Genomic DNA, 12574 nt, shown 5'->3' on the forward strand with positions numbered 1-12574 from the left:
CTGAAATGCATTTTCGCGCCATAACCCGTATTGTGGGCCTGCTGGTTATCCTGTTTTCCGGGACAATGTTTATTCCTGGCCTGGTGGCATTGATATACCGCGACGGAGCGGGGCGGGCATTCAGCCAGACCTTCTTTGTAGCCGTGACCATTGGCTTGATGCTGTGGTGGCCAAACCGCAAGCAGAAGCATGAATTAAAGCCACGCGAAGGCTTCCTGATTGTGGTGTTGTTCTGGACCGTGCTGGGCAGCGTGGGGGCATTACCTTTCCTGTTTTCCGAACGGCCCAATCTCTCCCTGACAGACGCCTTTTTCGAATCCTTCTCGGGTTTAACCACTACCGGAGCTACCACCCTGGTCGGGCTAGACTCCTTGCCTAAAGCCATCTTATTCTACCGCCAGATGCTGCAATGGATGGGGGGGATGGGGATCATCGTGCTGGCCGTCGCCATACTGCCTATCCTCGGCGTCGGGGGCATGCAGCTATACCGTGCGGAAATGCCCGGCCCATTGAAAGACAATAAAATGCGCCCGCGTATTGCCGAAACGGCCAAGACCTTGTGGCTGATTTACGTACTGCTGACCATTGCCTGCGCGCTGGCGTTATGGGGCGCCGGAATGTCGGTATTCGATGCTATCGGCCATAGCTTTGCAACTATCGCCATCGGGGGCTTTTCCACGCATGATGCCAGCGTGGGTTACTTTGCCAGCCCGGCCATCAACACCATCATCGCTGTATTCCTATTGATCTCCGGTTGTAACTATGGCTTGCACTTTGCCTTGCTCAGCGGGCGCAGCTTGAAAGTGTACTGGCGCGATCCGGAATTTCGCATGTTTATCGCCGTGCAGTTCACGCTGGTGGCGGTGTGTACCGTGGTGCTGTGGTGGCACGGTATATATAGAAGCGGCATGGAAACGCTTAATCAGGCTTTCTTCCAGGTGGTGTCGATGGCAACCACTGCAGGGTTTACCACCGACAGCATCGCCAAATGGCCACTGTTCTTGCCAATGCTCCTGCTCTGTTCAGCGTTTATCGGTGGCTGCGCGGGTTCAACCGGCGGTGGCTTGAAAGTGATCCGCATCCTGCTGCTGTACCTCCAAGGGTCGCGTGAGTTGAAGCGGTTGGTGCATCCAAATGCGGTTTACACCATCAAATTAGGCAACCGCGCGTTGCCAGAGCGTATTCTTGAAGCGGTGTGGGGCTTCTTCTCCGCCTATGCATTGGTATTTATCGTCAGCATGCTGGCCATTATCGCCACAGGTGTGGACGAGTTCTCGGCCTTTGCCGCGGTAACGGCTACGCTTAACAATCTGGGGCCTGGCCTCGGCGTTGTCGCCGATAACTTTACCACCATGCCGCCACCGGCAAAGTGGGTACTGGTCTTGACCATGCTGTTTGGCCGTTTGGAAGTGTTTACGCTGTTGGTTCTCTTCACACCGACTTTCTGGCGTGAGTAAATGTATCTACGAGGGGTAACGCCATGAAGGCACTGATTCTCTATTCGAGCCGTGACGGACAAACGCACTCTATTGCTGCTTATATAGCTAACCAATTGCAGGATACCCTGAACTGCGACGTTATCGATCTGCAGCAGGCAGAGCATATCGAGCTTGGGCAGTACCAACAGGTACTTATAGGGGCTTCGATACGCTACGGGCATTTCAATACGGCATTACACCGATTTGTGAAGCGTCACGCTGATCAGTTGAATCAGATGCCTAGCGCGTTCTTCGCGGTTAACCTGACGGCACGCAAACCGGAAAAGCGTTCGCCCCAAACCAACGCCTACACCCGCAAGTTCTTATTGTCATCACCTTGGCAGCCGAAGCAGTGCGCCGTGTTTGCCGGTGCGCTGCGTTATCCGCGTTATCGCTGGTTCGATCGCGTCATGATCCGCTTTATTATGAAAATGACCGGGGGAGAGACGGATACCAGTAAAGAAGTGGAATATACAGATTGGCAGCAGGTGGACCGTTTTTCCCAGGAATTCAGCCGCATCCAGTACGAAAAGTGATAGAAATGCTGCCTTGTGCAGCGTTTTGCCGAAAAAAGCCGCGCTTGAAAAGTTTTTTGAATTTAGGGGTTGCGCCCTTCTGAGAACTCCCTATAATGCGCCTCCACTGACCGGGAACAACGACGAACAAGTCGCCCAGCCAGGAAGAAGCAACCCGGTGAAAACACCGCGTCTCGTAAGAGAAAAAGGTTGACTCTTCAGCGGGAAAGCGTAATATGCACCTCCCGCGTTACCGAGAAACTTCACGGTAACGAACGCTCTTTAACAATTTATCAGACAATCTGTGTGGGCACTCACAAGACGATATCCAGCTACTTCGGTAGCAAAAAAATATCAAGTCTTGAAGAGTGACCAAGCAGTCATTCATGCGAATGAATGATTACGAAAGTTAATTTTCGAGCATCGCTTCACGAGTTGAAGCAAATCAAGCTTTTAATTGAAGAGTTTGATCATGGCTCAGATTGAACGCTGGCGGCAGGCCTAACACATGCAAGTCGAGCGGTAGCACAGGGAGCTTGCTCCTGGGTGACGAGCGGCGGACGGGTGAGTAATGTCTGGGAAACTGCCCGATGGAGGGGGATAACTACTGGAAACGGTAGCTAATACCGCATAACGTCTTCGGACCAAAGTGGGGGACCTTCGGGCCTCACACCATCGGATGTGCCCAGATGGGATTAGCTAGTAGGTGAGGTAATGGCTCACCTAGGCGACGATCCCTAGCTGGTCTGAGAGGATGACCAGCCACACTGGAACTGAGACACGGTCCAGACTCCTACGGGAGGCAGCAGTGGGGAATATTGCACAATGGGCGCAAGCCTGATGCAGCCATGCCGCGTGTGTGAAGAAGGCCTTCGGGTTGTAAAGCACTTTCAGCGAGGAGGAAGGGTTCAGTGTTAATAGCACTGTTCATTGACGTTACTCGCAGAAGAAGCACCGGCTAACTCCGTGCCAGCAGCCGCGGTAATACGGAGGGTGCAAGCGTTAATCGGAATTACTGGGCGTAAAGCGCACGCAGGCGGTTTGTTAAGTCAGATGTGAAATCCCCGAGCTTAACTTGGGAACTGCATTTGAAACTGGCAAGCTAGAGTCTTGTAGAGGGGGGTAGAATTCCAGGTGTAGCGGTGAAATGCGTAGAGATCTGGAGGAATACCGGTGGCGAAGGCGGCCCCCTGGACAAAGACTGACGCTCAGGTGCGAAAGCGTGGGGAGCAAACAGGATTAGATACCCTGGTAGTCCACGCTGTAAACGATGTCGACTTGGAGGTTGTGCCCTTGAGGCGTGGCTTCCGGAGCTAACGCGTTAAGTCGACCGCCTGGGGAGTACGGCCGCAAGGTTAAAACTCAAATGAATTGACGGGGGCCCGCACAAGCGGTGGAGCATGTGGTTTAATTCGATGCAACGCGAAGAACCTTACCTACTCTTGACATCCACAGAACTTTCCAGAGATGGATTGGTGCCTTCGGGAACTGTGAGACAGGTGCTGCATGGCTGTCGTCAGCTCGTGTTGTGAAATGTTGGGTTAAGTCCCGCAACGAGCGCAACCCTTATCCTTTGTTGCCAGCGCGTCATGGCGGGAACTCAAAGGAGACTGCCGGTGATAAACCGGAGGAAGGTGGGGATGACGTCAAGTCATCATGGCCCTTACGAGTAGGGCTACACACGTGCTACAATGGCATATACAAAGAGAAGCGAACTCGCGAGAGCAAGCGGACCTCATAAAGTATGTCGTAGTCCGGATCGGAGTCTGCAACTCGACTCCGTGAAGTCGGAATCGCTAGTAATCGTAGATCAGAATGCTACGGTGAATACGTTCCCGGGCCTTGTACACACCGCCCGTCACACCATGGGAGTGGGTTGCAAAAGAAGTAGGTAGCTTAACCTTCGGGAGGGCGCTTACCACTTTGTGATTCATGACTGGGGTGAAGTCGTAACAAGGTAACCGTAGGGGAACCTGCGGTTGGATCACCTCCTTACCTAAAGATATGCAGTTGAGTGCAGTGTCCACACAGATTGTCTGATGAAAAGTAATGAGCAAAGCGCTACCTGTTGATGTAATGAGTCTTCTGGACTCATGCTGATACGAGAAACGGTTAAACCCTGGGTTTAATCGGATTTTGTGTCCCCATCGTCTAGAGGCCTAGGACACTGCCCTTTCACGGCTGTAACAGGGGTTCGAATCCCCTTGGGGACGCCATCCGATAATGAGTGAAAGACATTATCACCGGTCATTCGTGACTGATTATCTTAAAGATGACTCTTGCGAGTCGTGTTTAAGATATTGCTCTTTAACAATCTGGAACAAGCTGAAAATTGAAACATGACAGCTGAAACTTATCCCTCCGTAGATGTACTGGGGTAAGGATTAACCTGTCATAGAGTCTCTCAAATAAACAGCACGACAGTGTTCTCTGTTTACAGAAACACCTTCGGGTTGTGAGGTTAAGTGACTAAGCGTACACGGTGGATGCCTAGGCAGTCAGAGGCGATGAAGGGCGTGCTAATCTGCGAAAAGTGTCGGTAAGGTGATATGAACCGTTATAACCGGCAATACCCGAATGGGGAAACCCAGTGTGTTTCGACACACTATCGTATGGTGAATACATAGCCATACGAGGCGAACCGGGGGAACTGAAACATCTAAGTACCCCGAGGAAAAGAAATCAACCGAGATTCCCCTAGTAGCGGCGAGCGAACGGGGAACAGCCCAGAACCTGAATCAGTTCTTGTGTTAGTGGAAGCGTCTGGAAAGTCGCGCAGCAAAGGGTGATAGCCCCGTACACTAAAATGCATTAACTGTGAGTTCGATGAGTAGGGCGGGACACGTGACATCCTGTCTGAATATGGGGGGACCATCCTCCAAGGCTAAATACTCCTGACTGACCGATAGTGAACCAGTACCGTGAGGGAAAGGCGAAAAGAACCCCGGCGAGGGGAGTGAAATAGAACCTGAAACCGTGTACGTACAAGCAGTGGGAGCACCTTCGTGGTGTGACTGCGTACCTTTTGTATAATGGGTCAGCGACTTATATTTTGTAGCAAGGTTAACCGTATAGGGGAGCCGTAGGGAAACCGAGTCTTAACTGGGCGAATAGTTGCAAGGTATAGACCCGAAACCCGGTGATCTAGCCATGGGCAGGTTGAAGGTTGGGTAACACTAACTGGAGGACCGAACCGACTAATGTTGAAAAATTAGCGGATGACTTGTGGCTGGGGGTGAAAGGCCAATCAAACCGGGAGATAGCTGGTTCTCCCCGAAAGCTATTTAGGTAGCGCCTCGTGAACTCATCTTCGGGGGTAGAGCACTGTTTCGGCTAGGGGGCCATCCCGGCTTACCAAACCGATGCAAACTCCGAATACCGAAGAATGTTATCACGGGAGACACACGGCGGGTGCTAACGTCCGTCGTGAAGAGGGAAACAACCCAGACCGCCAGCTAAGGTCCCAAAGTCATGGTTAAGTGGGAAACGATGTGGGAAGGCATAGACAGCCAGGATGTTGGCTTAGAAGCAGCCATCATTTAAAGAAAGCGTAATAGCTCACTGGTCGAGTCGGCCTGCGCGGAAGATGTAACGGGGCTAAACCATGCACCGAAGCTGCGGCAGCGACGCTCAGGCGTTGTTGGGTAGGGGAGCGTTCTGTAAGCCGTTGAAGGTGAACTGTGAGGTTTGCTGGAGGTATCAGAAGTGCGAATGCTGACATAAGTAACGATAAAGCGGGTGAAAAACCCGCTCGCCGGAAGACCAAGGGTTCCTGTCCAACGTTAATCGGGGCAGGGTGAGTCGACCCCTAAGGCGAGGCCGAAAGGCGTAGTCGATGGGAAACAGGTTAATATTCCTGTACTCGGTGTTACTGCGAAGGGGGGACGGAGAAGGCTAGGCTAGCCGGGCGACGGTTGTCCCGGTTTAAGCGTGTAGGGGGGTGTTCCTGGTAAATCCGGAACGCTACCAACCCTGAGGCGTGATGACGATGCACTACGGTGCAGAAGTAGTTGATGCCCTGCTTCCAGGAAAAGCCTCTAAGCATCAGGTAACATCAAATCGTACCCCAAACCGACACAGGTGGTCAGGTAGAGAATACCAAGGCGCTTGAGAGAACTCGGGTGAAGGAACTAGGCAAAATGGTGCCGTAACTTCGGGAGAAGGCACGCTGGCGCGTAGGTGAAGAGACTTGCTCTCGGAGCTGAAGCCAGTCGCAGATACCAGCTGGCTGCAACTGTTTAATAAAAACACAGCACTGTGCAAACACGAAAGTGGACGTATACGGTGTGACGCCTGCCCGGTGCTGGAAGGTTAATTGATGGGGTCAGCCGCAAGGCGAAGCTCTTGATCGAAGCCCCAGTAAACGGCGGCCGTAACTATAACGGTCCTAAGGTAGCGAAATTCCTTGTCGGGTAAGTTCCGACCTGCACGAATGGCGTAATGATGGCCAGGCTGTCTCCACCCGAGACTCAGTGAAATTGAACTCGCTGTGAAGATGCAGTGTACCCGCGGCAAGACGGAAAGACCCCGTGAACCTTTACTATAGCTTGACACTGAACATTGAGCCTTGATGTGTAGGATAGGTGGGAGGCTTTGAAGTGTGGACGCCAGTCTGCATGGAGCCAACCTTGAAATACCACCCTTTAATGTTTGATGTTCTAACTCGGCCCCGTAATCCGGGGTGAGGACAGTGTCTGGTGGGTAGTTTGACTGGGGCGGTCTCCTCCCAAAGAGTAACGGAGGAGCACGAAGGTTAGCTAATCACGGTCGGACATCGTGAGGTTAGTGCAAAGGCATAAGCTAGCTTGACTGCGAGAGTGACGGCTCGAGCAGGTACGAAAGTAGGTCTTAGTGATCCGGTGGTTCTGAATGGAAGGGCCATCGCTCAACGGATAAAAGGTACTCCGGGGATAACAGGCTGATACCGCCCAAGAGTTCATATCGACGGCGGTGTTTGGCACCTCGATGTCGGCTCATCACATCCTGGGGCTGAAGTAGGTCCCAAGGGTATGGCTGTTCGCCATTTAAAGTGGTACGCGAGCTGGGTTTAGAACGTCGTGAGACAGTTCGGTCCCTATCTGCCGTGGGCGTTGGAAGATTGAGAGGGGTTGCTCCTAGTACGAGAGGACCGGAGTGAACGCACCACTGGTGTTCGGGTTGTCATGCCAATGGCACTGCCCGGTAGCTAAGTGCGGAAAAGATAAGCGCTGAAAGCATCTAAGCGCGAAACTTGCCTCGAGATGAGTCTTCCCTGGGCCTTTAAGGTCCCTGAAGGAACGTTTAAGACTAAGACGTTGATAGGTTGGGTGTGTAAGTGCAGCGATGCATTGAGCTAACCAGTACTAATGATCCGTGAGGCTTAACCTTACAACACCAAAGGTGTTTTAGAGTAGACGACAATTTTCAGCGACGTTCCGAGATTGGTTTCGATGGCGACACGAGAGTGAAGCGGTTGAAATGAAACGAATTTGCCTGGCGGCAATAGCGCGGTGGTCCCACCTGACCCCATGCCGAACTCAGAAGTGAAACGCCGTAGCGCCGATGGTAGTGTGGGGTCTCCCCATGCGAGAGTAGGACACTGCCAGGCATCAATTAAGCCAAGAGGCCATCCGCAAGGATGGCCTTTTTGCTATGCGCAGAAAACAGAAATACCCCTCACCCCCGCCCTCTCCCAGAGTACCAGCCGAGAACAACTGAACCCCCGTGTGAGGGAGAGGGAGCCGTCCGGCGTTGTGGATAAGCGAGTGCAGCTTCGGCAAGTCGGAACCTGTGATGAACCCATGCCGTTTCGGCAGTGATGAGTAATCAGAAAGATAAGAAGTTCAGAGGAATACCAGCGGACTCGATCGGTTCCCTCTCCCTGTGGGAGAGGGTTAGGGTGAGGGGATGGTATCACTCGGCTATCCCGAATTATCTCCGCATAGGTAAACGATTAAATATAACCGAGTTCCCACCTGGAAATATTCATGAAATTTTTAGTTCCAAACCCGCCAGGCTAATTCATACATATCATTAATGCTGATAGATTTTATATAACTCAGACTTGTGCTTGAATCAAGATAATAGAATTTTCATATTATCATGATTTAAAAGGATATTTTTAATATTCCATGAGGTCAGAGGTTATTAGCTCACAAGAAATTACCAGTGAATAAAAACAAATAATAGCCATGCGCGGTGGATCGAGTAGACTAGATGATAATTTGTTCCGTCAGAGTATTTAAATCATGTCTACTGAAAGCGCGTCTTTAAAAAATCACAATACTTTTGCGCTCCCGGTCAACGCAGCGCATTTAGTCATTGCCGAAGAAATTGAAATGATGATTAAAGCCTGGCAGCAAGCGCAAAAGCGCCAACAGCCACTGCTGGTACTCGGTGAAGGGAGCAACGTCCTGTTCCTGGAGGATTTTGCCGGTACGGTCATGATTAACCAGTTAAAAGGTATCACGGTCAGGGAAGAGCAGGACGCCTGGCATTTGCATGTCAGCGCCGGAGAGAATTGGCACCATCTGGTTAGCCAGATGCTCGAACGTGGCATCCCCGGGCTGGAGAATCTGGCATTGATCCCGGGTTTGGTCGGTTCGGCCCCTATCCAGAATATCGGGGCGTACGGCATCGAGCTCAAACAGGTCTGTGAGTATGTCGACCTGCTGAACCTGACTACGGGTGAAATCGATCGTATGGATCCTGAACGCTGCCAGTTTGGTTACCGGGAAAGCGTTTTTAAGCATGAGCTTAAGCAAGGATTCGTGATTGTGGGCGTTGGTTTACGGCTTAGCAAACAGTGGAATCCGTTGCTGAACTACGGCGACCTTGCCAAGCTGGATCCCAAGACGGTAACGCCGCAGCAGGTATTTGACGCGGTATGCGCCATGCGGCGCAGCAAGCTGCCAGACCCACGTATTAGTGGCAATGCAGGCAGCTTCTTTAAAAACCCACTGGTGAGCGGGGAAGCCGCTAAAGCATTATTAGCCCAATATCCTGCAATGCCACATTATCCGCAGCCGGACGGGCAAGAAAAACTGGCTGCCGGTTGGCTGATCGATCAGTGTTCACTCAAGGGGCATCAGATCGGTGGCGCAGCGGTGCACCGTCAGCAGGCCTTGGTATTGGTAAATGCCGATAATGCCAGCAGCCAGGATGTGGTGGCACTGGCCAGGCATGTGCGCAATACGGTCGCGCAGAAATTCGATGTCTGGTTAGAACCAGAGGTACGTTTTATCGGGGCCACTGGTGAGCTGGATGCCGTAGAGGTCATTTCATGAGAGATACCACAGTACCACTGAAGATCATCTCCCTACTGGCGGACGGCGAGTTCCACTCTGGCGAACATTTGGGTGAGTCATTGGGAATGAGCCGCGCAGCGATTAACAAGCATATTCAGACTATCCGGGAGTGGGGCTTGGATGTGTTCACGGTTCCGGGGAAAGGCTATAGCCTACCTGCGGCGATCAACTTGCTGGATGCTGAGCGTATACTTGGCTTACTGGAAGACAAGCGGGTCACGGTATTGCCCGTGGTTGATTCAACCAACCAGTATCTGTTGGACAGGCTTGCAGAACTGACATCCGGTGATGCCTGTATAGCCGAGTATCAGCAGGCAGGGCGTGGGCGACGTGGTCGGCAGTGGGTTTCGCCTTTCGGGGCAAACCTATATTTATCCATGTTCTGGCGTCTTGAACAAGGGCCAGCGGCCGCGATGGGGTTGAGCCTGGTTATTGGCATCGTGATGGCAGAAGTGTTGCAGCATCTCGGTGCAGAACAGGTCCGTGTGAAGTGGCCCAATGATTTATACCTTAACGATCGCAAGTTGGCCGGTATTTTGGTTGAGCTGACCGGTAAAACCGGGGATGCAGCCCAGTTGGTGCTCGGAGCGGGTATCAACATGGCGATGCGTGAAACCAACGCCAGTCAGATTGATCAGCGCTGGATCAACCTGCAGGAAGCCGGGATCACTATCGATCGAAATGAATTGGCCGCCAAATTGCTTAATGAACTACGAAATTCATTACGGCAATTTGAAATAGATGGGCTAGCACCTTTTATTTCACGTTGGCGTCAATTAGATAATTTTATCGATCGTCCAGTTAAACTATTAATTGGTGAACAACAGATTTTCGGTATTGCCCGCGGTATTGATCAGCAGGGTGCATTGCTGCTTGAACAGGAAGGAGTCATTAAACCCTTTATTGGTGGTGAAATATCTTTGCGGAGCGCTGAATAAGCTAAAATAAGAGAGGCCATTGGCCTCTCTTACGCTATCGATTATTTCCGCAACCGTACACTTTCCACAGCGTGATTGGCACTCTTAGTCATGATTAAGCTGGCTCTCTCGCGAGTCGGTAAGATATTCTGCTGTAAATTCAATCCATTAATCTCATTCCACAGCTGGGTGGCGATATTTATCGCCTCCGTTTCCGGCAACTGAGCATAGCTATGGAAATAGGAGTCTGGGTTAGAGAACGCACCCTGACGGAATTTCAGGAAGCGGTTGATATACCAACTTTGCAATAGATCGCCAGGGGCATCGACATAGATTGAGAAATCAACAAAGTCGGAAACAAATACCCGGTGAGGATCGTGTGGATAGTCCATACCGCTTTGCAAAACATTCAATCCTTCCAGGATCAGAATATCAGGCTGTTCGATAACTTTATTGCCTTCAGGCACCACGTCATAGATCAGGTGAGAGTAAACCGGGGCAGTAACACGTTTGGCACCGGATTTAACTTCCGAAACGAATTTCACCAGGCTATGCATGTCGTAGGATTGCGGGAACCCTTTTTTCTTCATCAGGCCGCGCTCGTTCAGCACCTTGTTCGGGTGCAGAAAGCCGTCTGTGGTGATCAGCTCGACGCTACGATGTTCCGGCCAGCGGCTCAACAACGCCTGCAACAAACGCGCCGTGGTACTTTTACCCACGGCTACGCTGCCAGCAATGCCGATCACATAAGGAATGCGTTGGCCATCTGTACCAAGGAATTGCTCCAGAACTGCCTGGCGACGCAGGTTTGAACTGATATAGAAGTTCAGCAACCGTGAGAGCGGCAAGTAGATCTGCGCGACTTCCTCCAGGGAGAGATCTTCGTTAATCCCTTTGAGTTTAACAATCTCTTCTTCCGACAGCGTCAGCGGCACCGAATCCCGTAACGCGGCCCACTGGCTGCGATCGAACTGAAGGTAAGGCGTCGCTAAAGATTGATCTCTTTTTATCATAAGCCAAATTCTGCCTGTTAACGCAGGTTGGGAAAGGCGCTGGACGCCAACTCCAGATAATAATCAAACTGCATATTATAGACAGCGGGCTTTTAGGCGTAGACTTTTTTCGCAAATGTGGTCGATTAGCGGCAGTTTTTACCAATAGTGCGAACAGGCACGCAATTGAGAAAGGGCCTGTTGCAAGGCGGTATCACTGGGCAATGATACCGTTTTCAGGTCAGCTGGCGGCGGCGCGGGAGGGTTGCTGAACGGCAAACAGCCGCTTGTAGTAAATCGCTGTAGGGTGGTAATACCCGTCGGGAGCCGCGGCGTAATCGGGTATCTCCCCGAGGCAACGATAGCCCAACGAGCGATACAGCCCTTCGGCTGCAGAACCGGCCTGGGTGTCCAGATAAAGCAGCCCACGGCGGATCTCAAGCGCCATTTTTTCCAGCGTTTTCATCAACGCCTGTCCAACGCCATTGCGACGGGCGCGGCTGTGCACCAGCAGTTTTTGTACTTCGGCCCGGTTGCGGCCGTTAGGCTTTTGACACAGGGCGAGTTGGACGGTGCCAATGACGCCGCTTTCGTCTCTGGCAATCCACAATAGCAACTCTCCTTTGGCCAACGCTGGGCGCAGGCTATGGAAGTAGCTCTCAGCATCCTCGTGGGGAATTTGTGTGTCGTAACCTACTGAAGCCCCGTGAGTGACCGCATCGGTGAGCAACTGCGCCAGCTCGGCGCGGTATATGGGAAGCGTTGCCGCATTGATCAGGACAATTTTCATCGGTCATTCCTCCTGGCTATTAGGGATAATGATGATAAGCAATAAGCGCGCCAACGCGGCTAACCTGTGGGGGAGCCGCCAACCCAGGGACGAAAGCGGTATATCAGCACCATCAGAGAGCACCGTCCTCTTTGTGGTGCACCATCCCGATCGCGGCTTTAAACCGATAGACTATCTTTGATTGAGCGATATGCAAAAGTGCAGGGAAAGCATCAGCAGGGTAGGTCTAAAATAGTTTAGATTAATGCCCATATTTGATGAAATTTTGCGCCTCAACGGTGAAAAACTGCGAGCCGGATGCAGAAATCGGCTGATTTATGAGCGATAGGGCTTAGATCGCAATTTTTTTGTTGCATAGCCCGTCAGCTCTACCTAGAATGCGCTGCACTTGATGCCGGCTTAGCTCAGTAGGTAGAGCAACTGACTTGTAATCAGTAGGTCACCAGTTCGATTCCGGTAGCCGGCACCATTCAAGTATGAAGTGGTCAGTAAAAGTAGTTAAAATCTGGTGGGGTTCCCGAGCGGCCAAAGGGAGCAGACTGTAAATCTGCCGTCACAGACTTCGAAGGTTCGAATCCTTCCCCCACCACCATATT

At 51.7% G+C, this 12574-nt stretch carries 6 protein-coding genes, 3 tRNA genes and 3 rRNA genes; 10 read left to right on the forward strand and 2 right to left on the reverse strand.

Features of this window, described 5'->3' with window-relative positions; genetic code table 11:
• Window positions 1-5 precede the first annotated feature (5 nt).
• From trkH to birA, 8 genes are all read left to right on the forward strand, one after another.
• Window positions 6-1457: a Trk system potassium transporter TrkH gene (gene trkH, locus KGP16_RS01475; RefSeq protein WP_021181454.1), complete on the forward strand. Its 1452-nt coding sequence runs from the start codon at window positions 6-8 to the stop codon at window positions 1455-1457.
• Window positions 1458-1480: 23 nt separating this feature from the next.
• Entirely contained in the window at window positions 1481-2014 is a 534-nt protein-coding gene (gene hemG, locus KGP16_RS01480) for a menaquinone-dependent protoporphyrinogen IX dehydrogenase (RefSeq protein WP_021181453.1), read from the forward strand.
• A 433-nt stretch (window positions 2015-2447) separates the two neighbouring features.
• Window positions 2448-3988 (forward strand): 16S ribosomal RNA (locus tag KGP16_RS01485).
• 145 nt (window positions 3989-4133) lie between these two features.
• Window positions 4134-4209, forward strand: a tRNA-Glu gene (locus KGP16_RS01490).
• 243 nt (window positions 4210-4452) lie between these two features.
• Window positions 4453-7360, forward strand: a 23S ribosomal RNA gene (locus KGP16_RS01495).
• A 104-nt stretch (window positions 7361-7464) separates the two neighbouring features.
• Window positions 7465-7580: ribosomal RNA gene (gene rrf, locus KGP16_RS01500) — 5S ribosomal RNA — on the forward strand.
• Together the 16S, 23S and 5S rRNA genes with 1 tRNA gene alongside form the textbook arrangement of a ribosomal RNA operon.
• Before the next feature lie 640 nt (window positions 7581-8220).
• Window positions 8221-9258, forward strand: a complete 1038-nt coding sequence (gene murB / locus KGP16_RS01505) for a UDP-N-acetylmuramate dehydrogenase (RefSeq protein ID WP_094983248.1) — start codon at window positions 8221-8223, stop codon at window positions 9256-9258.
• Window positions 9255-10217 carry a bifunctional biotin--[acetyl-CoA-carboxylase] ligase/biotin operon repressor BirA gene (gene birA / locus KGP16_RS01510; protein ID WP_037376753.1) on the forward strand — a complete coding sequence of 321 codons (963 nt, stop codon included), beginning with the start codon at window positions 9255-9257 and terminating at the stop codon, window positions 10215-10217. Before murB ends, birA begins: the two co-directional genes overlap by 4 nt.
• 41 nt (window positions 10218-10258) lie before the next feature.
• On the opposite strand, the gene coaA is transcribed toward birA, so the two are convergent.
• Both coaA and KGP16_RS01520 read right to left on the reverse strand, forming a co-directional pair.
• Window positions 10259-11209 carry a type I pantothenate kinase gene (coaA, locus tag KGP16_RS01515; protein ID WP_021808140.1) on the reverse strand — a complete coding sequence of 317 codons (951 nt, stop codon included), beginning with the start codon at window positions 11207-11209 and terminating at the stop codon, window positions 10259-10261.
• A 220-nt stretch (window positions 11210-11429) separates the two neighbouring features.
• Window positions 11430-11978, reverse strand: a complete 549-nt coding sequence (locus KGP16_RS01520; protein ID WP_021182235.1) for an N-acetyltransferase — start codon at window positions 11976-11978, stop codon at window positions 11430-11432.
• Window positions 11979-12371: 393 nt separating this feature from the next.
• Between KGP16_RS01520 and KGP16_RS01525 the strand changes: the two genes are divergently transcribed.
• Both KGP16_RS01525 and KGP16_RS01530 read left to right on the forward strand, forming a co-directional pair.
• Window positions 12372-12447 (forward strand) — tRNA-Thr (locus KGP16_RS01525).
• A gap of 38 nt (window positions 12448-12485) precedes the next feature.
• Window positions 12486-12570 (forward strand) — tRNA-Tyr (locus tag KGP16_RS01530).
• The last annotated feature ends 4 nt before the right edge of the window (window positions 12571-12574 follow it).

Origin of the sequence: Serratia sp. JSRIV006 (assembly GCF_019968685.1) — a bacterium.
GTDB lineage: Bacteria > Pseudomonadota > Gammaproteobacteria > Enterobacterales > Enterobacteriaceae > Chania > Chania fonticola_B.